Raw genomic sequence first — 23,547 nt, forward strand, 5'->3', positions numbered from 1 at the left:
TTTCCGACTCCTTAAGCCTTGCTGACCTTGAGAAAACTACCTTCGACGGCTACGACGCGCACCCGTTCGCCGGCTGCGATCGCCGCATCGGCGATGCAAGCCCATTCTTCGGAACCAAGCAGGGGGCGCTGGAAACGCACCTTGCCGCGCGCGAAGGGGGCAACCGCACCGACCAGCAGGCCGACTTCGCCGATGACCTCGCCATCTGCGGTGCCGATGCGGGTCTTCTGAAAGCTCTGCTTGAATACCTTGAACCAGAGGATGACCAGCGCCAGCGAGGCCAGCGTCCAGGTGGCGACCTGGGCGGTTGCCGAGAGTTCAGGAAACAGCAGCATGAGCAGGCCGACGAGTAGCGCACCGAGCCCGAACCAGATGACGAAAAAAGCCGGGATCGCGAGTTCGGCGATGATCAGCGTGATGCCGCCAACAATCCACATCCACCATTCGAAAGTCATTTTTCTCTCCTGTGGTGGCGAGTATTTCGGGTTTGCCGGGGCAGGTCAAGCGGCAAAGTGTTTTGGCGCGGGGCGTGGCAAGCCATAAAATGACCGCATGAACACCGCCCTGCTCCTGCTTCCCGACTTTTCGCTGATCCTGCTTGGCGCCGCCATCCGGCGCTGGATGCATCTCGGTGACCATTTCTGGAACGGGGTCGAAAAGCTGGTTTATTTCATCCTGTTTCCGGCTCTGCTGATCAACGCCATCATCAAGACCAGGCTCGATCTCGGCGCGGCGCTTCCCCTGCTGGCCACGGCTTTCATTGCGATGGCCGGGGCGATGCTGCTCGGCCTGTTGCCGAAGCTGTTCTCGCGTCTGCCGCCGCTGACCTTTGCCTCGCTCTTCCAGTGCGGCTACCGCTTCAATTCCTACATCGCACTGGCCGTCGCCGGCATGCTGTTCGGCTCGCCGGGCATTGCCACCATGGGCTTGATCGTCGGCACCGCCGTGCCGGTGGTCAATCTGGTTTCGGTGTGGATGCTGGCCCGCCATGGCGAATCCGGCCTGTGGCGGGAAGTGGCGCGCAATCCGCTGATCTGGGGCACCTTCGCCGGCTTCCTGCTCAATCTCGCCGGCTTCGTGCCGCCGGCGCCGGTACAGGCATTTCTGGGCCGCCTGGCCGATGCCTCGATTGCGCTCGGCTTGATCGCCGTTGGCGCGGCGTTGCGTCTGGAAAGTTCGCCCGGCGTGCGCGGCTTTTCCTTGTGGCTGCTTGCCGTCAAGTTGCTCGCCCTGCCGCTGATTGCCGTCTTTGTCGGGCAGTACTTCGGGCTGGCCGGGCTCAATTACCAGGTGGTGGTGTTGTTTGCCGCCTTGCCGACCGCTTCGTCGGCCTACATTCTGGCGATGCGCATGGGCGGGGACGGCAAGAGCGTCGCCTGGCTGATTTCCGCGACGACGCTCGGTTCCATGCTGACGCTGCCCCTGTGGGCAGCGTATCTGCTCGGCTGATCAGTCTTTCTTGCTGCGCCGGCTGGCCGGCTTTTCGGCCGGCTTCGCTTCGGCGCTTGCCTGGGTCGCCGCTTCGGCAGTCTGCTGCAGTTGCTCGCGCATCTGCTGCATCATCTGCCAGGGCCACATTGCGGCTTCGGAAAAGCCGCCCTGGGCCGGGTCGACCGCTGGCGCTTCTTCCGGAGCTCCGGCAGCCATCGACTTGGCAGCTTCGCTTGCCATCTGGCCCATGGCCTGTACGGTCGACACCGTGGTGCGTTGCATTTCCAGGCTCTGGATGGTCATTTGCAGCATCGACAGGTTCATGCGCAGCCAGCCTTCGACCGCCTTCATGTCCTTGATCCGCTTGTCGAGTTCGTCGACGTCGAAGGTCGGTGCCACCATGCCCGGCAGCGAAAAGCCCATGTTGCCCCACATGTTGCGCATGAAGCCGAGCGGGTCGTTGTTTTGATCGTTTGCCATGTGTCTCTCCTCGGGGTGGATTTCATCATCTTAAACCACTTCGTCATGCAAAATGCTAAATTAGCGCCCGTTGATAAGGGGGTCAGAATGCTGAAGTTACTTGTCGTGGAAGATCATGCTCTGGTGCGCGAAGGTCTGGTGCGCCTGCTCGGGCAGATTGAAGAGGGGGCGCAGGTCTTCGAGGCGGCCGATTTCGAGTCGGCGCTCAACGTGCTCGATGGCGAAGGTGAATTCGATCTGGTCCTGCTTGACCTGGCCTTGCCCGGCATTGACGGTTTTGCCGGTCTCGACATCCTGCGCCGCCGCTACCCGGCGATGCCGGTGGCCGTGGTTTCGGCCTTTGATGACACGCCGACCGTCACGCGCGTGATGAATCTCGGGGCGTCCGGTTTCATTCCCAAGGCTTTTTCCGGCGAGGCGCTGCTTGCCGCGGTGCGCGAAATCCTTGCCGGCAACCTGTTCCGTCCCTGCGGACAGGTCGGTGCCCGTCTCGATGACGCCAAGCCGGTCCCGCCGTCCAAGGTCAGCGTGCGCCCCGATGAAATCGGTCTGACCGATCGTCAGGCCCAGGTCCTGGCGCTGATGGTGCGTGGCCTGTCGAATCGTGATATCGCCGAGCAGTTGCAGTTGTCCGAAGGCACCGTGAAAATCCATGCGACCGCAGTTTTCAAGGCGCTCGGGGTGACCAGCCGGACCCAGGCGCTGGTCGCCGTCGCCCGTTATGGCGTCGATTTCGAAAGCGTCTTCTGAAGCTGGCCTAGCAGGGCCCTGAACCTGGCCGGGCGAACCGGCAGGGGCAGGGCGTGGGCGCCGGGCGGCACGCTGGCCTGTGCGTCCTTGACCAGGACGATCAGTTGCGTGTCGGCGGTCAGTTCCCGGGCGACATCGTCGGCCAGTTCGGCGTCGGCGATGATGACCGAATGGCGCGGCAGGATGTCGTCGCCGCCGCCATCGGTATGCGTGATCTCGTAATCCCAGTGTTCGGCCAGGGCGATGCATTCGAGCATGGCCGGCGAACTGCCGATGCAGAATACCTTGCCGGCCGTTTGTGGCCTGGGTTCGACCGGCTCATGGGCCGGCCGTCCGCCGCGCACGCGCAATGCAAAGTTTGTCCCGCCGCCCAGACGCGAATTCAGGACGATGCTGGCGTTGAGAACGCGGGCCAGCCGGTCGACGATGGACAAGCCGAGGCCGAGTCCCTTGTTGTGCTCGCGTGCCGCGTTGCCGACCTGGTAAAACTCGGCAAAGATCGCTGCCTGGTGTTCCGGGGCGATCCCCATGCCGTTGTCGCGAACCTCGATCAGTACCTCTTCGCCGCGTTGTCTGGCGGCCACCAGCACGCGACCGCCGGGCGGGGTGTAGCGCAGGGCGTTGGAGACCAGGTTGGCAATGATCCGCTCGACCATCACCGGATCCGACTCCAGCCACAGGAGGGTGGGCCGGAAACGCAGCGTCTGCTTGCGGTCGACGGCTGCCCGCCGGCTCGAATTGGCAAGGCGTTCGAACAGGGGGCCGAGCGGGAACAGCCGGATTTCCGGCTTGATGCCGACGACATCGAGGCGCGAAATGTCGAGCAGTGAATCGAGCAGTTCGCCGAGCATCGCCGTCGAGGTCGAGATCTGTTCGGCCAGCCGGGGCAGCGCCTCGGTCGTGCCATTGCGCACCTGGCGCTGGAGGTCGGCGGCAAACAGCGACAGGGCGTGCAACGGTTGCCGCAAGTCGTGGCTGGCGGCAGCAAGAAAGCGGCTCTTGGCCCGATTGGCGCGTTCGGCCGTGTCCTTCTGTCCGGCCAGTTCAACCGTTGCGGTGCGCACGCGCGCTTCCAGGTGTTCATGTCCGGCCGCGAGTTCGGCGGTCAGGGCGGCCATTTCGCGCAGTTGGCGCCGGACCAGCAGGCCGCCGACCAGAAGGACGGTGGCGACGAGCACGGCGAGCGTACTCAGCTCGATCAGGCGGCTCTTCCAGCTGGCGAGCAGGGTGCTTTCCGGAATCGCGGTGAGGATGCGCAGATCGGCAAAGCCGGGTACCGGCGAGACCGAGATCAGCAGGTCGTTGCCGCTGGCCTGACCGGTTTCCGGGACATGGCCACGCAACTGGCCATTGAACAGCGTGTCGGCCGCGATCGAGCCGAGGATGGGCGACAGGCGGCTCAGGTCGGTCGGACGGCAGGAGGCGATGATCTGGCCTTTGGCATTGATCAGTACGGCCTCGAAGTCATCGGAAAGCCGGTTCGACCAGCAGAAATCCTGCAGATAGCTCGGCTCGATGGCAGCAAAGGCAATGCCGCTGAAGCTGTTGTTTTCACCGGTGATGCGATGGCCGACGGCATAAATGTAGCGGCCCGAGTTGCGCCCGACGTAAGGGCCGTAGGTGGCTGATTCGGCACCGTTGGCGATGGCCTCGAAATACGGGAGGTCCTGGACGTTGACGTGCGGTGTCGGGAAATAGGTCGAGATGAAGCGCTGGTCGCCATTGCGGTCGAAGATGATCAGGTCGCGCAATTGCGGCATGGCGCGCGAGTGGCGCTGGGCAACATATTCCCAGCCCTGGCTGGCTTCCCATTTTTCCCAGTTGCGCCGGTTGTTCGACAGGTCGACGGCCATTTCGCGCAGCAGTACATCGACGGCTTCGAAGGCGCGTGCCGTGTGTTCGGCCATCATGATGCCGAAGTGTTGCAGGCGACGTTCGCCAGCCTCGGTGTCGCGATGGCGGGCAAGCAGCAGGTCGGTGAGAAAGACGAAAAGAACGATCAGCGTGCCGATCAGGGCAACGATAAGGGCGAGGGTTTCCGGCTTTCTCTTGAGCATCAGCGCTGGTAGCAGTACAGCGGCCGGGGCGGCGTGCAGTCGACTTCGATGACGCGGTCGGGAGCGCGGCCGGGCACCGGGAAAGTGTTGCTGATGAACAGGCTGCCCGGCGCCATTTCGGCCTCGACCTTGTGCCACAGTTTTTCCATCGGGGCTGGCGAGAGGAAGGCGTAAACCACGTCGTAGTCGCCCAGCTTTGCCTGCCAGAGATCGTCCCAGCGCCACTGGATGTTGGGCCGGCCGAGGCTGAGCACGCGGCCGACCAGCCAGGTCAGCGGTGCGTTCTCATAACCGGTGAAATGACTGTCCGGCAGGTGGTCGGCCAAGGGCACCGTGGTGCTGCCAAGGCCGGAACCGAGATCGAGAAAGCGGCCAGGGCCGCGTTCGGCGAGCAGGTCGGCGAGCGCCTGTACGGTCTGCCGGTTGGACAGGTAGAGCGGTACCTGGCCGGACAGGGCGCCACGGTAAACCAGCAAAAGCAGCACAAAAGCGAGCAGGAACCAGCCTGGTTCGATATTCAGCCCCTGGGTCAGCCAGATCAGCGGCATGAAGCCGGCGTGCATGACACGCCACCACCATGGCTGCCGCGACAGGGTCGCAAAGATGAAGGCCACGCCGCCGATCGCCAGGCTGGTTTCCAGCCAGGGAATGGCGCCGACCTGCCAGCCAAAGTAGGGCCAGGCGAGCGACAGGACGAGAATGACAGCGGCCCCTTGCAGGGCGAATTGGCGTTGGGGAGTGGCAGACATGGCGCGATTCTAAGGGAAATATGCCGGCACGATCAGGTTTGCGGCATGGCAACCGGTTTTTGCCGTTCTGCGACGGTCGACCGTTGGCCGGGCTGATTTATGCACCGGCATTCAGGACGCTGCGCAACAGGTCGATGAAGGCGGTGGTCCGGGCCGGCAGCAGGCGGCGGCCGGGGGTCACGCACCAGATGGTGATGCCGGGCAACTGCCACGCGGGCAGGATGCGCTTGAGCAGGCCCTGGGCGACCAGGTTTTCGGCAAAACGGTCGGTCAAGCCGACGATGCCCATGCCGTGCGCCGCCAGGTCGCGTTGCAGGCCGGGTGAGTTGGCGGCGAGCGGGCCGTTCGGCGTGCCTTCCCAGGTTTCGTTGCCGCGCGTCAGGCGCCAGGCTACGGCATCGCCATTGCCGCCAATCAGCCCGAGGCCGATGTGACTGGTCAGGTCGGCCGGTGTCGTCGGCTCGCCGTAGCGCGCCAGATAGGCCGGGCTGGCATAGAGGCCGTTGTGCATCTGGCAGAGCTGGCGGGCGACCAGCGCGTTGTCGTCGGGCAGGCGGCTGGCGGCGCGGATGGCGATGTCGAAGCGTTCGGCCAGCAGGTCGACGCGGCGCGGCGACAGGTCGAGTTCGAGCCGTACTTCCGGGTAAGCGGCAGCGTATTGCAGGAGCAGGCGGGTCAGGTCCAGCTCGACGAAATCGGGCGGCATCGAGACGCGCAGCACACCGCGCGGCATGGCCTGGCGATGCTGGGCAATGTCCGTCGCTGCCTCGGTTTCCTCAAGCAGACGCTTGGCATGCTCGAGAATGCGTTCGCCGAACTCGGTGATGCTGAGGCGGCGCGTGCTACGCGTCAGCAGGCGCTCGCCGAGCTTGGCCTCGAGCGCGGTCAGGCGGCGCGACAGCGTCGATTTCGGCAGGCCGGCGCGTTCGGCAGCACGCGCGAAGCTGCCCGTCTCCATGATCAGCGCGAACAGCAGCAGGTCGTTGGCATCCAGGCTCATGGCAGCTTATTGGTTCATTAATGGAATAATGATACCCAATCCGACGGCTTCCGGTGCGATATTGTTGTCAATATCATCTGTTCCATGGTGTCGGCCTGACCGACCCGGAAAGCCAACCTCAACGGAGAAAAGATCATGAAAATCCTGCAAATCAACGCCAGTGCCCGTTCTGCCGGTGCCAACTCGACCCGTCTGGCCGATGCCGTCACCGCCCGCCTGCTCGCTGCCAACCCGCAAGCCGTCGTCGAACTGCGTGACCTCGCCGCCCAGCCGCATCCGGTGCTCGACGAGCCGGCTCTCGGTGCCTTGTTCACCCCGGCCGAACAGCGCTCGCCGGAACAGGCGGCGCGCGTCGCCCTCGACGATGCGCTGATCGCCCAGGTCCAGGCCAGCGACGTCATCGTGCTCGGCGTGCCGATGTACAACTTCGGCGTGCCGGTGCAACTGAAGACCTGGATTGATGCCATCGCCCGCGCCGGCGTCACCTTCCGCTACACCGAGAACGGTCCGGAAGGCCTGCTCAAAGGCAAGAAGGTTTACGTTGCGCTGGCCCGTGGCGGTCTCTACCGCGGCACCCCGGCCGACTCGCAGGTGCCTTACCTGCAGAGCGTGCTTGCCTTCCTCGGTCTGAGCGACGTCGAATTCATCTACGCCGAAGGCCTGGCCATGGGCGCCGAATCGGCTGCCAAGGCCTTTGCCGAAGCCGATGCGCATCTGGACCAACTTTTTGCCTGATTCCCGGTCTGAACGGGCAGGGAAACCTGCCCGCCGGCCAGCCACAAGGAGTACCAACATGACCACGCAAAATGCCGCAAACACCTTCCGCAAGGTCGAGCGTCTCGTTCACGGCAAGGCGACTTCCGATGGTGCCGGCGTACGCCTGACCCGCGTCCTGACCCAGGACCTGCAACGCCGGCTCGATCCCTTCCTGATGCTCGACGCGTTCCGCAACGAGAATCCGGACGACTACATCGGCGGTTTCCCCGATCATCCGCACCGCGGTTTCGAAACCATCACCTACATGCTGGCCGGGCGCATGCGCCACCACGACAGCGCCGGCAACCGCGGCCTGCTCGGGCCGGGCAGCGCGCAGTGGATGGTCGCCGGCAGCGGCCTGATCCATTCCGAATTGCCGGAACAGGAATCGGGCCTCATGGAAGGCTTCCAACTCTGGCTCAACCTGCCGGCGGTCGACAAGATGATTGCGCCGAATTACCGCGATATTCCGGCGAATGCGATTCCGGAATACACCGCGGCCAACGGCGTGCACGTGCGCGTCATCGCCGGCGAGAGCCAGGGCACGGCCGGCGCGGTACAACGCCCGGTGACCGAACCGCTCTACCTCGACATCCACCTGCCCGCCGGCAGCCATTTCGAGCAGGCGGTCCCGGCCGGGCATAACGCCTTCGCCTACGTCTATCGCGGCCGGGCCGATATCGGCGGGACAACGGTCAACGATCGCCAGATGGCCATTTTCGCTAACGACGGTGCCGGCAGTGTGCGGGTCGAAGCCGCGGAAGACAGCCGTCTGATCCTGGTTGCCGGCCAGCCGCTCAACGAAGCGATCGCTCAATACGGGCCGTTCGTCATGAACACTGCCGAGCAGATCGAGCAGACGCTGCGCGACTACCGTGATGGCAAGTTCGAGGCAGCAGTGGTGCAGGCGCTGTAAGGCGATGCGGTCGCTGCTGCCCGGTAGCCGCGGCATGCCTCGCGAATAAGTGCGGCATGTCGTGCGAATAGGGCCGGAGCGGGCGGTTTACAGCGCCAAGCCAATCGGCTCAAATGTACGTTCGCCCGCCCGTTTTTCCGCCCCGGCGGGCGCTTTCCTTGCGACGCCCGCCATGCACCCGCTTGCCCGATCACTGCCTGACGATGCTTCACCCGATCTCGCGCTGCGCGTCCGGGCCGATCAACTGCACCTTTTGTTCCGGCAGTCCTTTCCGGCGGTTTACATCAGCGTTCTCGTTGCCGCGATCGTCTGCCAGACCTTGTGGGGCGAAGTGCGGCACGAACTGTTGCTCGGCTGGTTGTTCGTGCTCTGCTTCTGCAGCATGCTCCGCTACACCCTGTTCCGGCAATACTGGAAGTGCCAGCCGCAAGGTTTGCAGATCCTCGACTGGGAAAAGCCGTACGCCCTGACGCTGTTTGCCACGTCCTCCTTCTGGGGCCTGGGCATGCTGTGGTTTGTCAGCGAAAGCACGCTGCTCTACCGCCTCGTCGAATTTCTTTTCTTGCTCGGCATGTCAGCCGGCGCCTTTTCGCACTACTCGGCGCGGCGCTACATGGTCATGGGGGCGATGACCAGTGTTCTGCTGCCGACGACGCTATGGTTTGTTGCCTGTGGTCAGCCGATGGAAGTCAGCCTCGGCGTCGCCGCGCTGTTGTTCATCGGCGTCCTGATCCAGGCCGGTAACGCGATGTCTGCCGCCCAGGCCGATAATTTCCGGCTCACCTACCGCCTCGAGGCTGCCCGGCAGAAAGCCGAACAGATGGCGCATACCGACGAACTGACCGGCCTGGAAAACCGGCGGGCCTTTTTCGAGCAGGGACAGGTTCTGGCCAATTATTGTGAACGCAAGCGCTTGCCGCTCAGCGTCGTCATGATCGACGCCGACCATTTCAAGCAGATCAACGACCGTTTCGGCCACGCCATCGGCGATGCCGTGCTCCGCCATCTGGCCGTGCAACTGAAGGAGAGCCGGCGTAAATCCGATATCTGCGGCCGGCTGGGCGGTGAAGAATTCGCCATGCTCCTGCCCGATACGCCGCTCGGCGAGGCGATGGTGCTGGCCGAGCGCCTCTGTCGCGCCTGCGCCGGACAAACGCTGCGCATCGACGGCGAAACCGTCGTCAACACGGTCAGTATCGGCGTCGCCAGCGAAGGCTATACCATCGAGCACATGCTCAGTTGCGCCGACGAAGCCCTCTATCAGGCCAAGGCGGCGGGGCGAAACCGGGTCATGGCCTGGTCCGACCAGGACGTCGTGGCGACCTGAGGCTGCCGCGCAGTCGTTCAGCTGCGATCGAGGCGTATGGTGTTGAGATCTTCCTCGACATCGCACTGCAGTTCGGCCAGTTCTTCCTCGTCGAAATTGAGGTAGTTGAGGGCGGCGGTGCCGTGCGCCATCCATTCCGTTTCGTCCGGCACATCGAGGAAGCGCGCGATCAGGTGGTCGGCGAGCAGGGAGATCGCGGTCAGGGCGCGCACTTCGTCGCTGACGGTCGACGCGCTGTCGGAGAGGATTTCGAAATTGTGATGCATGCGGATCGCCTTGACGATCAGTTCCGGCAGGTGCCAGTTGTGCGCCAGCATGGCGCCTACCGTTACGTGGTCCGTGCCATGCCGCTCGGTTTCCGTCTCCCACACGGCTTTGGCCGAGCGGTTGGCGATGAGCAGTGTCTCCTTGTAGTCGGGAAAACGCTGCATCAGGATGGGAATGCCGCAATCGTGGAACAGTCCGAAGGTGTAGGCATCCTCCTGGCTGATGCCGGGCACCCGCCGCGCCAGCCGGGTCGACACGGTGGCATGGTAATTCGAACGCTCCCAGAAACGTTCCATGCTGACGCCGTTCGATGACAGCGAGCGTTTCAGCGCCAGGCCGTTGACGATGCACAGGATGTTCTTCAAGCCGAGCACGGCCGCCGCCTTCTGCACTGTCTCGACCTTGTTGCGCAGCGCAAAGATCGGCGAGTTGGCCGTCTTCATCATCGATGCCGCCAGACTGAGATCGCCGCTGATCAGGCGGATGATCTTGTTGAAATCGACATCGGCACAGCGCGCCTCCTTGAGCAGGGCAGCGACAACCACGGGGCAGGGCGGGATGAAAATGGTCTTGAGAATGTCGGAGACGGAGTCGGCGGCAACCTCGGTATTGATGACGGCTTCGTTGAGCATGGCAACAACCTCCAGAGATAACGAACGATTCGGAGATCGAGGGCATCCTGCCCGCACACGCTGCAACTGCCTTGTTGGCAACCCCACTGTCATCGAGCCGGCGGACCGGTTCATTAGACTGGAAGCTTTGCGTCCCCGCCTTTCGACGGGTTTGCCCTGATCAATGAGCCGCCACCTTAGCAGCGCTTTTCGACACACTGTTGCGTTAAATCAAATAACTGTCACAGTCCGTGAAAAGAGCTCCCGTCGGGCGGTCGACCGTTAAAAAAGGCGCTTTTTGCGGCGCCCGATTGCGGCATGGTTGCGACCGATGGCGAAGCTGCTCGTCGCATGCATCGGGGCGTTCAGGAAACCATCCCGGATGCGACAATATCCATCCCAAAAACGGAAGGCGCCGCAATGGACTTCTCCCAGCTCAGTGAATCCCTGCAGCGCGATGCGGTCTGGGTCGTTTTTCTCAACGTGCTGGCGCAACAGGTCGGCCTGCCGGTGCCGGCGGTGCCCACCTTGCTGCTGGCCGGCAGCCTTGCCCTCGGTTCCGGGCAACTGGCCAGCATTCTGGCTGCGGCCATTGTTGCCTCGGTGCTTGCCGACTGGATGTGGTATTTGGCCGGCCGGGCCTTCGGCTACCGGGTGCTGTCCGGGCTGTGCCGCCTGTCGATCAACCCCGGCTCCTGCGTCAGCCAGACGGAAGCGCGCTTCGTGCGCTGGGGGCTTGGCTCGCTGGTCGTGGCCAAGTTCATTCCCGGCTTTTCCACCGTCGCTCCGCCGATTGCCGGCGCCTTGCGCATGCGCTTGCCCGGCTTCCTGCTCGCTGCGGCCACCGGTGCCGCGCTCTGGGCCGGACTGGCGCTGATCACCGGCTGGCTCCTGCGTGACGAGGTGCAAGCGACGATTGGCATGCTCGACCGGCATGCCGGCGGTGCGCTGATCGTGGCGGGCGGTGTGATCGTCGTCTGGCTGGGCTGGAAGCTGTGGCAGAAATATCGCTTCCAGCAATTGTCGGTCGTGCCGCACATCACCCCCGACGAACTGCTGGCCGCCATGGCGTCCGGACAAGCCCCGCTTCTGCTCGACCTGCGCGGCCCGGCCATGGTCGCCGAGAGTGGCCCGATCAGCGGTGCCACCCTGGCCGAACATGATCGCCTGCTTGATGCGGTCGGCGCGTGGCCCAAGCATCAGCCCATCGTCACTCTGTGCAATTGTCCGGAGGATGCCGGTGCGATCCTCGCCGCGCATCGGCTGCTCGAGGCAGGCTATTTGTCGGTGCGACCCTTGCAGGGCGGCTACGCGGCCTGGCTGGCGGCGAACGGCTAAGCTGGCCGGGGAGACAGAAATTTCCACCTGACCAGATGTAAAACCTCCCGGGTTGGAACTTTCCCGGGTAGCGAATGTCGGATTTTTGCAGCCGATACAAATAGTAGCGCCCGGTTTGTTGAGGAGAAGCGCTCGCGTAAACAGGGATGACAGCAGCGGGAAAACGCATGTAATGATGTTTTGCCATATTTGATATATATGGCATTATTGTCATGTGCGTTTTCGTCAAATATCCTGCTTCGTCACCCCTAAAGAGGTTTGCTCGGCCATGAATATCCAAATCAAGCAAAAGCTGCTCATTCTTGTTGCAGCTGCCTTGTTGGCGCTGGTCAGCGTCGGCCTGTTTTCTTTCCTGCAGGCGAGCAAGCTGAATAATGCGCTGAACGAGGCGATTGTTCGCCATGCGGTGGTTGTCGATGCCATCGACAGGGCGCGTGCCGCCCAGGTTCATTTCAAGACCCAGGTGCAGGAGTGGAAGAACATTTTGCTGCGCGGCAAGGATGTTGAAGCCTTCAACAAGCATCTGAAGGGATTTGACGAAGAAGAGCGTGTCGTGAAGGAGAGGCTTGCCCAGGTCCGGGCTGCCACTGCAACGCTGGGCGTTGAACGGCGCCTGAAGATCGATGAGGTGGTTTCCACCTTCGACAAACTGGGGCCGAGCTACCGCGATGCCCTCAAGCAATACGACCGTGCTGCCGCCGACCCGGCTGCTGCCGTTGACAAGCTGGTCAAGGGCATGGACCGCGCTCCGAGCAAGGCAATTGACGAGCTGGTGGCAGAAATGCAGAACATTTCGACCGAATTCAACGCCGACGAAGCCGCGAAGGCGGCGGAGACCTTCTCTGCCGTCAAGACCGGGCTGCTTGCCTCGCTTCTCGTTGCGGTCATTGTCCTTGGCATCCTGTCCGTCTTTCTGGTCAGATCCATTACCGGCCCGCTGGCGAGCCTGGAGGCAACGATGACCCAGATTGCCGATAACGGCGACCTCACCAGGCGTGCTGCCATCCACCATCAGGACGAAATCGGCCGTATGGCGGGGGCCTTCAACACCATGATGGGCCGTCTGCAAAAAATCATCGGCGAAGTGCATGGCGCCAGCCAGCAGGTCTCTGTCGCTTCCGAGCAATTGGCAGGCTCCTCACGCTCCTTGGCCGATGTCTCCGAACAGCAGTCGAATGCCGTGGCGAGCAGTGCGGCCGCCATCGAGCAACTGACCGTGGCCATTTCATCGGTCTCGGAAACGGCCGGGGATGTGTACTCTCTGGCGCATGCCAGCGTCGAGCGCACGGATGAAGGCTCGCGCAAGGTGTCGCAACTGGTCGGCGAAGTCGATCGCATCCAGCAGAACATGAACGAGATAGCCCGTACCGTCGATGCCTTCGTCAAGAGCACCGAAGCGATTACCGGCATGACCAAAGAAGTGCGTGACATTGCCGACCAGACCAACCTGCTCGCACTCAATGCGGCCATCGAGGCGGCGCGCGCAGGTGAGGCTGGGCGGGGATTTGCCGTGGTGGCCGACGAGGTGCGCAAGCTGGCGGAAAAATCCGGTCTGTCGGCCAAGGAAATCGATGCCGTTACCCAGACGATCGTGGCGCAATCAGGTGCCGTTCAGGCCGCGATTGATGCCGGGGAGCAATCCATCCAGACCAGCACGAGAATCGCCAGTGAAGTGGAGGGCGTTCTCAGTCATTCGCGCGACTCCGTGATGCAGTCGCGGCACGGCGTCACCGAAATCAGCAATTCGGTCACCGAGCAGAAGGTCGCCTCCACCGAAATCGCGCAGAGCATGGAACGCATTGCCAACATGGTGGAAGAAAACAACGCGGCGGCACAGAGCATCAGTGCCTCAACCGATGACCTCCGCTCGCTTTCGCAACGCCTGGCGCTGACGGTTGCGGAGTTTCGTGTGGCTTAGTTTGGCGGGATGAGGCGGTCGGCCGCCGTCAGCCGGACTTCGAGGTGTGACGCGGGCCGAGCAGTGCACGTGCTGTCGCATCGTCCAGCGCTTTGCAATAAGGCGCACCATCGCTGCGGAACATGAAGAAGCAGTAATCGCCCGCCGGCATCCGCACGACACGCGTCAGGACGTAAGCAAGCAGGGCGCCGCCCGACTGCTCGATTTCCTCCTTCTCGCTGACAATCTCGACGCCGGCTGGATGCGTCAGCAGCCGGGCAAATGCCGCCTCGGCCTCGATCCGGAAGCCGGCCGCGAAACGCCGCTTGCGGCGATTCTGCAGAAGCAGGATGGCACCGGTAATGAGCAGCGAAGCGATGATGGCAGTGATGTTTATGCGCCGATTATTGCCCGGTCGCAGCTTGCTTAGCCGGTTTGGCCTGCGATTTCGTGCGGCGGCTCAGTCGGGCAAAAACGTTCAAGTTGAGGCGCCTGCGCGGCTTTTCGCGCAGGTCGCCTCGAACGACGGGTTAGGCGCTCTTGCTGGCAAAGTCGGCACGCCCGATTCATAGTTTACGTTCTACTTCGCTGATTACCAGACTGCCGCTATCGACTTGCAGCGTGAAACGCACCTCGCCAGGTAGGCCATCTGCGTCGACGTACTGGACAGTCGCAACCGATGGTTCTGGACCAGTCTGAAAGCTAAGGCTGATGACATCACCATTGGAGAATACGGCTTGATTGTGATGGGTCAGGCCTATAAGCGGTGGCTCGAATCTCATGCGTAGCTTAGTAGCCGTATTGCCCACGTTGACCACTTTTATCTTGTATTCGGTGACGTCGCCACTACGAATCGTAGTGGAATGTTGTGGAACAAGCTTCGGTCTAGCAGCATCGCGCCGCCTTTCACGCTCTTCCTCAAGCGCTCGCAGCTCTTGCTGCATCTGTTCTCTGCTAACAGCGACCAACTGGCTCTGCTGTTCGACGGAGTTTCTCAATTCTTCTGCCTGGAGCTCAAGTGCCTTGGTACTTTGGCGAAGTTCCTCACCCTGCTGCAGGTAGCCGAGTACGAGCCACAAGAAAGCTAGCGGCGCAAAAAATCCGGCAAAGAAATCACCCCACGCGTTGAGTTCAGTTGGCTGCTTTTGACTCCACAGCATGTACGCAGCGAATAGAAGCCATGCGATTGTGACGATCAAGCCAAAAAGAAATTTCTTGTCTCTCATTAGCAATCCTTCGGCATATTGCCAGCTGAATTCATTGTCTGCATCCAAGCGCCTAACGTAAAGTCGATGGCGATTTCGCCACGTATTCCGGGGCGGCGCCTGCCATTCTGGCGAACATGGCGGGCCGAACGGCGCTTGTATGCTGGAGGGGAACCGAATCCGGGCTGATATTCATCGTGATCTGCATCCGCCAATTGCGTCATTGAGGTGAATCGCCCGGCCAGTCGGCCGGGGCGATTGTTTTCAGGGCAAGAGGATACGGAGTGCCAAGATTGATGTCGATAGGATATGGCGTCCCATGCGAGAGTTCAGCGGTTCAAGGCCGGCGATTCAGGTGATTTTCTGGCGCAGTTCGTTCCGGCTGCCCACCGCTTTCTCCGCCGCCGCGCTGCGCACCGGCCCGAAGCCGCGTACCTCGGCCGGCCAGTTGGCCAGGGCGATGGTTTCCGGGCTGGGGCGATGGCCGACGATCACGTCGAGGTCGCTTTCGTAATCAGCCAATAATTTGCGGTCGACCGTGTTTTCCGGGCTGTTTTGCCAGGGATCGAGCCAGCTGCCGCGTAAGCGGCGGGCCTTGGCCATGACTTTGAAGAGCGGTAGCAGCCAGGCGCCGAAGCGCAGCTTTTTCGGCCGGCCGTCGGGGCCGGGGCGGCTCAGGCCGGGCGGGGCGAGGTGGAAGCTGAGGCGCAGTTCGCCGTCGAAACGCTCGTTCAGGCGCTTCAGGAAATCGGTCTGCGCGTACAGGCGGGCGACTTCCCAGGCGTCCTTGGGCGCGAGCAGGCGGGCGTACTGGGTGGCGACGGCGCGCGTCAGTTCGTCATCGCCGAGTTCGCGGATGCGTTCGACGCGGCCGGCGTAGCGCGCCGCGAGGCGGGCGTCCTGGTAGGCGGTGAGGTGTTCGACGCGGCTGGCGATCAGTTCGTCCAGCGTTTGTTCTGCCGGGTTGGGGCGGGCGGTTTTGGCCCCGACGATGGCGTCGACCGCTGCGCCCTGGGCGGCGGCGCGGCGGCCCCACAGGAAGGCCAGGCGGTTGGCGTCGACGCTGGTGCCGTTGAGCACGATGGCCTGGTCGAGCGCCGCCGCGGAGACCGGCACCAGACCCATCTGCCAGGCGTAGCCGAGGAGCAGCATGTTGCCGTAGAGGGCATCGCCCATCAGCGCCGTGGCGAGCTGGTTGCTGTCGATAAACTGGACATGCTCGGTGCCGAGCGCCGCACGCAGTTGCTGCTGCAGGCCGGCGAGCGGGAATTGCCAGTCGCGCTGGCGCGTGAAGTCGGCGGTCGGCGTCGCGGTGCAACTGACCACGGCGCGCGTGCGGCCTTCGAGCATCTTGGCCATGGCTTCCGGGCTGGCGCTGACCACGAGGTCGCCGCCGAGCACGGCATGCGCTTCGCCGGTGGCGATGCGCGCGGCGTGGATGTCCTCGGGGCGGTCGGCGATGCGCAGATGCGAGAAGACGGCGCCGTATTTCTGCGCCAGACCGGTCATGTCCAGGGTCGAGATGCCCTTGCCGTCGAGGTGGGCGGCCATGCCGACCAGCGCGCCCAGCGTGATGACGCCCATGCCGCCGACGCCGGTGATCAGCAGGTTGTAGGGGCGTGCGGTGGACGGCAGTTGCGGCTCGGGCAATTCGGGCCAGTCTGTACGGTCGACCGTCTGGGAACGGCCTTTTTTCAGCGTCGCGCCTGCAACGGTGACGAAGCTCGGGCAGAAGCCCTTGAGACAGGAGAAATCCTGGTTGCACGACGACTGGTCGATCTGGCGCTTGGTGCCGAAGGCGGTTTCGACCGGCACCACCGACAGGCAGTTGGATTGCACCGAACAGTCGCCGCAGCCTTCGCAGACGGCTTCGTTGATGACGACGCGCTTGTTCACCGCCGGCATCTTGCCGCGCTTCCTGCGCCGGCGCGCTTCGGTGGCGCAGACCTGGTCGTAGATGAGGACCGAGACGCCGGGGAACTCGCGCAGTTCGCGCTGCACGGCGTCGAGTTCGTCGCGGTGGCGGACCGGTACGTTCGGCGCGAGATCGGTGATTTCGGCGTATTTCTCCGGTTCGGCGGCGACGATGACCATCCTGCCGACGCCTTCGGCTTCCAGTTGCCGCGTGATGCGGGCGACGCTGAGCACGCCGTCCACGGGCTGGCCGCCGGTCATGGCGACGGCGTCGTTGTAGAGGATCTTGTAGGTGATAGCCACCTTGGCGGCGATCGATTGGCGGATGGCGAGCAATCCGGAGTGGAAATAAGTGCCATCGCCGAGATTGGCGAAGATGTGCTTCTCCTCGGTGAATGGCGCCTGCCCGACCCAGGGCACGCCTTCGCCGCCCATGTGGGTGAAGGTCGACGTGCTGCGATCCATCCAGGTCACCATGTAATGGCAGCCGATGCCGGCGACGGCGCGCGAGCCTTCCGGCACTTTCGTGGAGGTGTTGTGCGGGCAGCCGGAACAGAAGTGCGGCTTGCGCTCGGCGAGCACGACGGGCATTTTTGCGGCGTGTTGCTTGGCTTCCAGCATCTTCAGGCGCGCCGCGATGGCCGGCGAGGTGAAGAAACGGCCGATACGTTCGGCGATGACGCGCGCGATGCTCGCCACCGGCAGTTCGCCGGCGGCCGGCAGCAGCCAGTCGCTGTGCGCCAGGTAGCCGGCTTCGCCAGCGGTCCACTCGCCTTTTTCGTCGAATTTGCCGACGATGCGCGGGCGCACGTCATCGCGCCAGTTGTACAGCTCTTCCTTGAGCTGGTATTCGAGCAGTTGCCGTTTTTCCTCGACGACGAGGATTTCCTCCAGCCCTTCGGCAAAGTGGCGCACGCCTTCCGGTTCGAGCGGCCAGACCATGCCGACCTTGTACAGGCGGATGCCGATCTGTGCGGCGAGCGCCGCGTCGATGCCGAGTTCGTCCAGCGCCTGGCGCACATCGAGGTAGCTCTTGCCGGCAGTCAGGATGCCGAGCCGGGGTGCCGGCGAATCGATGATCACGCGGTCGAGCTGGTTCGCCCGGCAGTAGGCGAGCGCGGCGTAGAGCTTGTGGTTGAGCAGGCGGGCTTCCTGGACCAGCGGCGGGTCCGGCCAGCGGATGTTGAGGCCGTCGGGTGGCAGGCTGAAATCGGCCGGAATTTTGATGTCGACCGCTGCGGCATCGATGTTCACCGAGGCCGAGGTTTCGACCGTGTCGGCCAGTGCCTTGAAGGCGACCCAGCAGCCGGAATAGCGGCTCATCGCCCAGCCGTGCAGGCCGAAGTCGAGATATTCCTGGACGTTGGCCGGGTAGAGCACCGGCATCATCACCGCCTTGAAGACATGCTCGGTCTGGTGCGGCAGCGTTGAGGACTTGGCGGCGTGGTCGTCGCCGGCAATCACCAGCACGCCGCCGAACTTCGCCGAGCCGGCGGCATTGGCGTGGCGGAAGACGTCGCCGCAGCGATCGACGCCCGGCCCCTTGCCGTACCACAGGCCGAACACGCCGTCGTACTTTGCTCCCGGAAACAAGCCGACCTGCTGGCTGCCCCAGACGGCGGTGGCGGCGAGGTCTTCGTTGATGCCGGGCTGGAAGCTGATGTGGTGGCTGGCGAGATGTTCCTTCGCTTTCCACAGGCCGAGATCGAGATTGCCGAGCGGGCTGCCGCGGTAGCCAGAAACGAAGCCGGCGGTGTTGAGTCCGGCGGCAAGATCGCGTTCGCGCTGCAGCATGGGCAGGCGGATCAGCGCCTGGGTGCCGGTCAGGAAAACGCGGCCGGTGTTGCGGCTGTATTTTTCGTCGAGCAGTGCTGACGAACCGGCAAGCGCAGCCGGTGGCAGGGGGTGACCCATGTTTGTCTCCATTTTTTGTCGCCTTGTGGGCGGTTGTGTTCAGCCCGTGCCGGGGGTGGTGGCAAGGGCTGCGTTGGAGATTGGATTGTGCCGGCCGGCGATTGTTCCGGCAAGTCAGGGTTTACGCCGGTAGCGCGAAGGGCAGCGTGAAGCGGAAGGTGCTGCCGACGCCGACCTCGCTGTGCAGCGAGATTTCGCCGCCCATCAGTTCGACCAGCTGTTTCGAGATGGTCAGGCCGAGGCCGGTGCCGCCGTAATGGCGGGTGGTCGAGCCGTCGGCCTGGGCAAAGGCGTCGAAGATGGCTTCCTGGCGGTCGGCCGGAATGCCGATGCCGGTATCGGCCACCGTGAAGGCGATGACGCAGGCCTGGTTGGCCTGGCTGAGCAGTTCCAGCCTCACATCGATGCTGCCCAGCTGCGTGAACTTGATGGCATTGCCGATCAGGTTGAGCAGGATCTGGCGCAGGCGCAGCGCGTCGCCGAGCAATATCTCGGGGATGCTGGGCGGCAGTTCGAGGTGGTACTGCAGACCTTTTTCGCTGATGCCGGCGGCCATCAGGCCGAGAATGTCGTCGATCAGTTCGCCCGGAGCGAAGGGGATGGCGACGATCTGCAGTTTGCCGGCTTCGATTTTCGAGACGTCGAGGATGTCGTTGAGGATGCCGAGCAGGCTTTCCGCCGAATGGTGGGCGATCTTGACCAGCTCGCGCGTCTGGTCGTCGAGCGGGTGCATCAGCGCCAGGTCGATGGTGCCGATGATGCCGTTCATCGGGGTGCGGATTTCATGGCTCATGTTGGCCAGGAACTGGCTCTTGGCACGGCTCGCGGCTTCGGCGGCATCTTTCGCCTGCGCCAGGTTTTCCATGATGCGGGTGCGCTCGGTCTCGCTCGCGGCGAGGGCTTCTTCAGCCTGGTTGCGGGCGGCGAGAAACTCGTTGAAGGCGGCGGCCACGCTGCGCACTTCGCTGCTGCCCGATTCGGTCACCGGCTCGGCCGGCTGGTGCGGCTGCATGGCGGCGGCGCGCTGGCGCATGGCTGTCGCCAGTTTTTCGAAAGGCTCGACCAGCCGGCGCGAGATCGACCAGAGCAGGGGAATGCAGAGGAGAGTCAGGGACAGGGTGATCAGCGCCATGTTCTGCCGGATCCGGCCGATCGGCTGGAAGGCCTCCTCGCTCGGGATGACCGAGGCGAGAATCCAGCCGGTGCTTTGCATACGCTTGAACGTGAACAGGCCTTGCACACCGTAGCTATTCACGCCTTCCTGGGTGCCTTCGAAACCATGCACCGCCCTGTCGAGTGCCGGGTTTTCGGTCTTGCTGGCGATCGGCTGCATGATGCGGGCGCGATCGGGATGGGAAATCAGCAGGCGTTCGCGCGAAACCAGATAAAGGTAGCCCTTCTCGCCGATCTTGCGCTGGCTGAGTTCGCCAATCAGGTTGGGTTTGTAGAGGTTGAGCACGCCGCCGACGATGGCCTGCAGCTTGCCGTCGGCCGCGAGGACCGGCGCGGCGAGCACCACGATGGGTTGTTTGGTGGCCTTGCCGAGGATGGGTTGCGAGATGCAGCCGCGCAGCGTGCTGCGCACGCACTGGATGTAGTCGCGGCCCGACATGTCGAGCGTACGCCGGCCGGGTTTGACCGGCCAGTCGACGAGCAGTACGCCCGCGGCATCGAAGATGTAGAGATCGTCGAACAGCGTCAGCAGCGCCGTCTTGCCCTGCAGGTGCTTTTCCAGTGCGGCGAGGTCGCCGAGCTTGTCGGACGGGATCGATCTGGCCGACTGGCTGAGCGCCAGCAGGCGTTCTTCCATCTTGTCGTCGAGATGGCCGGCCAGCGTGCTGAGCAGGGTGAACTGCTCATCCTGGATGCGCACCGACAGTTCGCTGCGCAGCGCGTAGAACTGCACGAAAGACTGGACGAGCAGCAACAGGATGCCGATCGAGATGGCGCCGAGCGTGAGTTTCAGGCGGAGGCTGAGCGGGGACATGTGGCGGTGGCGGGCTGGTTTCCTGATCCGTGCGGCCGCTTAAAGCGGCAGTGGCGGCAGGATCTTGCCGGGGTTGAGCAGGTTGTGCGGATCGAGCGCCATTTTCAGGCTGCGCATGACGTCGACCGCTACGGCGCCGTGTTCCTTCTCCAGATACTTGCGCTTGCCGAGGCCAATGCCGTGCTCGCCGGTGCAGGTGCCTTCCATGGCAATGGCACGTTCGACGACGCGGCTGCTGATCCACGCGGCTTCTTCCATTTCCTTGGCGTTGTCGGTGTCGACCAGGACGACCAAGTGGAAATTGCCGTCGCCGACATGGCCGAACAGCGCAATCGGAATCGATACCTGGGCGATGTCTTCATAGGTCGCGGCAACGCATTCGGCGAGGCGCGAGATCGGCACGCAGACGTCGGTCGGGAAGCAGCGGCAGCCGGGCTTCAGTTGCAGGCAGGCGAAATAGGCGTCGTGGCGGGCCTGCCACAGGCGCGTGCGGTCTTCCGGCCGGGTTGCCCACTCGAAGTTGGCGCCGCCCAGTTCGTCGGCGATGGCCTGCACGGTTTCCGCCTGTTCCTCGACCCCGGCCGGGCTGCCGTGGAATTCGAAGAACAGCGTGGGTGCTTCCGCCAGTGTCGTCTTGCTGAACTTGTTGATGGCCTGCAACGACAGTGTGTCGAGCAGTTCGATGCGCGCCACCGGCACGCCGAGCTGGATGGTCTGGATCACCGTCTGCACCGCCGACTCGATGTCGGGGAAGGTGCATACGGCGGCCGAGATGGCTTCCGGGATCGGGTAGAGCTTGACGGTCAGTTCGGCCATGATGCCTAGCGTGCCTTCCGAGCCGACCAGCAGGCGGGTCAGGTCGTAGCCGGCCGAGGACTTGCGGGCGCGCCCGCCGGTGCTCATGACGCGGCCGTCGGCAAGCACGGTGGTGGTCGCCATGACGTTGTCGCGCATCGTGCCGTAGCGCACGGCGTTGGTGCCGGAGGCGCGGGTCGCGGCCATGCCGCCCAGCGTTGCGTCGGCACCCGGATCAATCGGGAAGAAGAGGCCGGTGCCCTTGAGCGCGTTGTTCAGCTGCATGCGGGTGACGCCGGCCTGGACCGTGGCGTCGCCGTCTTCGGCATGGATCGCGATGACCTGGTTCATGCCGGAAAGGTCGAGCGAGATGCCGCCCTGCGGGGCGAGGACATGGCCTTCGACCGAGCTGCCGACACCGTAGGGGATGATCGGTACGCCGTGTTCGGCGCAGAGTTTTACGGTCAACACGATTTCAGCGGTGTTTTCCACGAGCACGACGCCTTGCGGCGGTTGCGGCTGGTGTACGGACTCGTCGCGACCGTGTTGCAGGCAGGCGGATTCGCCGCGCGAGAAGCGTTGGGCAAAGTGGCGGTCGAGCGCTTCGACCAAGGGGGCAGGCAGTAAAGGCATCAATAAACTCCGTTAATCCGTGAGACTATAGCGCAGCATGATTGACGGACCGAGAGTCGATCGGGAGAATCGTCACGTCGCCCCCATTCCTCGTCACCCCACCGAACAGGAGATCCATCGATGCAAGCCAAGCTTTCCGTAGTTGCCCTCTCCGTTGCCGCAGTGTTTGCCCTTGGCGCCTGTGGTGAAAAAGAAGAAGCGAAACCGGTCGCCGTACCGGCCGTCCCCGCCGCCAAGCCCGAAGTTGTCGTCAAGCTCGGCCACGTTGCGCCGATGACCGGCCCGCAGGCTCACCTCGGCAAGGACAATGAAAACGCTGCCAAGCTGGCGGTCGACGAGCTGAACGCCCAGGGGATGGAAATCGGCGGTGCCAAGGTCAAGTTCGAGCTGCTCGCCGAAGACGACGCAGCCGACCCGAAACAGGGTGCCATCGTTGCCCAGAAGCTGGTCGATGCCAAGGTGAACGGCGTGATCGGCCACCTCAATTCGGGCACCACGATTCCGGCTTCCAAGCTCTATTTCGATGCCGGCATTCCGCAGGTTTCCGGCTCGGCGACCAATCCGAAATACACGCAGCAAGGTTTCAATACCGCCTTCCGCGTCATGGCCAATGACGTGCAGCAGGGCAAGGCACTCGGCGAGTTTGCCGCCAAGCAGGGCGTCAAGACGGTGGCCGTGGTCGATGACCGCACCGCCTACGGCCAGGGCCTGGCCGACGAGTTCCGCAAGGCTGCCGAAGCTTCCGGCCTCAAGATCGTGGCCAACGAATACACCAATGACAAGGCGACCGACTTCAAGGCCATCCTGACCAAGATCAAGGGCAAGAAGGCCGACCTCGTGTTCTACGGCGGCATGGATGCCCAGGGCGGCCCGATGGCCAAGCAGATGAAGGAACTCGGCATCAAGGCCAAGTTCCTCGGCGGCGACGGCGTATGTACGCCGGAGTTCATGAAGCTGGGTGGCGATGCGGCCGAAGGCCATTACTGCTCGCTGCCGGGCATGCCGCTGGAAAAACTGGCCAAGGGTCCGGAATTCCGCGAGAAGTTCACGAAAAAATTCGGCGCTGAAATCCAGCTCTACGCACCGTATGTCTACGACGCCGTGATGGTTGTCGCCGATTCCATGAAGCGTGCCGACTCCGTCGAACCGGCCAAGTATCTGCCGGCGATCGGTCAGACCAAGCTGGACGGCGTCACCGCCCTGATCGAGTTCGACCAGTTCGGCGACCTGAAGGGCGGCGCCATTTCCGTCTATCAGTACAAGGGCGGCAAGCTGGAATACGTCGAAACGCTGGGTGGCGGTGCTGTCGCTACCGCGCAGGCCGAGGTCAAGGAAGCCGTGGCCGAAGTCAAGGATGCCGCCAAGGCCGTCGCCGGTGCTGCTGCTGAAGCCGGCAAGGACGCACTGAAGGCCGGTGCCGAAGCGGGCAAGGATGCCGTCAAGGCCGGTGCTGAAGCGGTCAAGGACGCAGCCCAGGCCACCAAGGCTGCAGTCGAGAAGAAATAAGGCCAATCCGGCCT

At 63.4% G+C, this 23,547-nt stretch carries 19 protein-coding genes and 1 riboswitch; of the genes, 9 read left to right on the forward strand and 10 right to left on the reverse strand.

The window, feature by feature from the left end; translation table 11 throughout:
* Positions 1-11: 11 nt before the first annotated feature.
* Positions 12-455: an NfeD family protein gene (locus KI612_RS01235; protein WP_226442035.1), complete on the reverse strand. Its 444-nt coding sequence runs from the start codon at positions 453-455 to the stop codon at positions 12-14.
* A gap of 97 nt (positions 456-552) precedes the next feature.
* On the opposite strand from KI612_RS01235, the gene KI612_RS01240 reads away from it, so the two are divergent.
* Positions 553-1,449 carry an AEC family transporter gene (locus KI612_RS01240; RefSeq protein ID WP_226442036.1) on the forward strand — a complete coding sequence of 299 codons (897 nt, stop codon included), beginning with the start codon at positions 553-555 and terminating at the stop codon, positions 1,447-1,449.
* On the opposite strand, the gene KI612_RS01245 is transcribed toward KI612_RS01240, so the two are convergent.
* Complete coding sequence (locus KI612_RS01245) at positions 1,450-1,911, reverse strand: PhaM family polyhydroxyalkanoate granule multifunctional regulatory protein (protein WP_226442037.1); 462 nt, start codon at positions 1,909-1,911, stop codon at positions 1,450-1,452.
* 87 nt (positions 1,912-1,998) lie between these two features.
* On the opposite strand from KI612_RS01245, the gene KI612_RS01250 reads away from it, so the two are divergent.
* Entirely contained in the window at positions 1,999-2,661 is a 663-nt protein-coding gene (locus tag KI612_RS01250) for a response regulator transcription factor (protein WP_226442038.1), read from the forward strand.
* Here the strand turns inward: KI612_RS01250 and KI612_RS01255 are convergent.
* From KI612_RS01255 to KI612_RS01265, 3 genes are all read right to left on the reverse strand, one after another.
* Positions 2,631-4,718, reverse strand: a complete 2,088-nt coding sequence (locus KI612_RS01255) for a sensor histidine kinase (RefSeq protein ID WP_226442039.1) — start codon at positions 4,716-4,718, stop codon at positions 2,631-2,633. The two genes, KI612_RS01250 and KI612_RS01255, sit on opposite strands and share 31 nt — an antisense overlap.
* Entirely contained in the window at positions 4,718-5,467 is a 750-nt protein-coding gene (locus KI612_RS01260) for a class I SAM-dependent methyltransferase (protein WP_226442040.1), read from the reverse strand. Before KI612_RS01260 ends, KI612_RS01255 begins: the two co-directional genes overlap by 1 nt.
* Positions 5,468-5,564: 97 nt before the next feature.
* Positions 5,565-6,467, reverse strand: coding sequence for a LysR family transcriptional regulator (locus tag KI612_RS01265; RefSeq protein ID WP_226442041.1), 903 nt, complete (start codon positions 6,465-6,467; stop codon positions 5,565-5,567).
* Between the two features lie 135 nt (positions 6,468-6,602).
* Between KI612_RS01265 and KI612_RS01270 the strand changes: the two genes are divergently transcribed.
* From KI612_RS01270 to KI612_RS01280, 3 genes are all read left to right on the forward strand, one after another.
* Positions 6,603-7,202, forward strand: coding sequence for an FMN-dependent NADH-azoreductase (locus KI612_RS01270; protein ID WP_226442042.1), 600 nt, complete (start codon positions 6,603-6,605; stop codon positions 7,200-7,202).
* Positions 7,203-7,260: 58 nt separating this feature from the next.
* Complete coding sequence (locus tag KI612_RS01275) at positions 7,261-8,139, forward strand: pirin family protein (protein WP_226442043.1); 879 nt, start codon at positions 7,261-7,263, stop codon at positions 8,137-8,139.
* 172 nt (positions 8,140-8,311) lie between these two features.
* Complete coding sequence (locus tag KI612_RS01280; protein WP_226442044.1) at positions 8,312-9,466, forward strand: GGDEF domain-containing protein; 1,155 nt, start codon at positions 8,312-8,314, stop codon at positions 9,464-9,466.
* 17 nt (positions 9,467-9,483) lie between these two features.
* On the opposite strand, the gene KI612_RS01285 is transcribed toward KI612_RS01280, so the two are convergent.
* Positions 9,484-10,365: an HDOD domain-containing protein gene (locus KI612_RS01285; RefSeq protein ID WP_226442045.1), complete on the reverse strand. Its 882-nt coding sequence runs from the start codon at positions 10,363-10,365 to the stop codon at positions 9,484-9,486.
* A 73-nt stretch (positions 10,366-10,438) separates the two neighbouring features.
* Positions 10,439-10,531, reverse strand: a riboswitch (cyclic di-GMP riboswitch).
* A gap of 233 nt (positions 10,532-10,764) precedes the next feature.
* On the opposite strand from KI612_RS01285, the gene KI612_RS01290 reads away from it, so the two are divergent.
* The 3 genes from KI612_RS01290 (at position 10,765) to KI612_RS01300 (ending at position 14,009) form a co-directional block, all read left to right on the forward strand.
* Complete coding sequence (locus KI612_RS01290; RefSeq protein ID WP_226444090.1) at positions 10,765-11,682, forward strand: VTT domain-containing protein; 918 nt, start codon at positions 10,765-10,767, stop codon at positions 11,680-11,682.
* Positions 11,683-11,950: 268 nt separating this feature from the next.
* Positions 11,951-13,600, forward strand: coding sequence for a methyl-accepting chemotaxis protein (locus tag KI612_RS01295; RefSeq protein ID WP_226442046.1), 1,650 nt, complete (start codon positions 11,951-11,953; stop codon positions 13,598-13,600).
* A 46-nt stretch (positions 13,601-13,646) separates the two neighbouring features.
* On the forward strand, positions 13,647-14,009 hold the full coding sequence (locus KI612_RS01300) for a hypothetical protein (RefSeq protein ID WP_226442047.1): 363 nt from the start codon (positions 13,647-13,649) through the stop codon (positions 14,007-14,009).
* 136 nt (positions 14,010-14,145) lie between these two features.
* Here KI612_RS01300 and KI612_RS01305 read toward each other — a convergent pair whose 3' ends face one another.
* From KI612_RS01305 to KI612_RS01320, 4 genes are all read right to left on the reverse strand, one after another.
* On the reverse strand, positions 14,146-14,853 hold the full coding sequence (locus KI612_RS01305; protein ID WP_226442048.1) for a hypothetical protein: 708 nt from the start codon (positions 14,851-14,853) through the stop codon (positions 14,146-14,148).
* A 282-nt stretch (positions 14,854-15,135) separates the two neighbouring features.
* The gene (locus tag KI612_RS01310; RefSeq protein WP_226442049.1) at positions 15,136-18,612 is read right to left on the reverse strand and encodes an indolepyruvate ferredoxin oxidoreductase family protein; all 3,477 of its coding nucleotides are present in this window, start codon (positions 18,610-18,612) and stop codon (positions 15,136-15,138) included.
* A 121-nt stretch (positions 18,613-18,733) separates the two neighbouring features.
* A complete protein-coding gene (locus KI612_RS01315) occupies positions 18,734-20,599 on the reverse strand; it encodes a HAMP domain-containing sensor histidine kinase (protein WP_226442050.1) in 1,866 nt (621 codons plus the stop codon).
* Between the two features lie 39 nt (positions 20,600-20,638).
* On the reverse strand, positions 20,639-22,027 hold the full coding sequence (locus KI612_RS01320) for an FAD-binding oxidoreductase (protein WP_226442051.1): 1,389 nt from the start codon (positions 22,025-22,027) through the stop codon (positions 20,639-20,641).
* 120 nt (positions 22,028-22,147) lie between these two features.
* Here KI612_RS01320 and KI612_RS01325 point away from each other — a divergent pair, with 120 nt between their 5' ends.
* Positions 22,148-23,533 carry a branched-chain amino acid ABC transporter substrate-binding protein gene (locus KI612_RS01325; RefSeq protein ID WP_226442052.1) on the forward strand — a complete coding sequence of 462 codons (1,386 nt, stop codon included), beginning with the start codon at positions 22,148-22,150 and terminating at the stop codon, positions 23,531-23,533.
* Positions 23,534-23,547 lie beyond the last annotated feature (14 nt).

This window comes from Quatrionicoccus australiensis, from assembly GCF_020510525.1.
Lineage (GTDB): Bacteria > Pseudomonadota > Gammaproteobacteria > Burkholderiales > Rhodocyclaceae > Azonexus > Azonexus australiensis_B.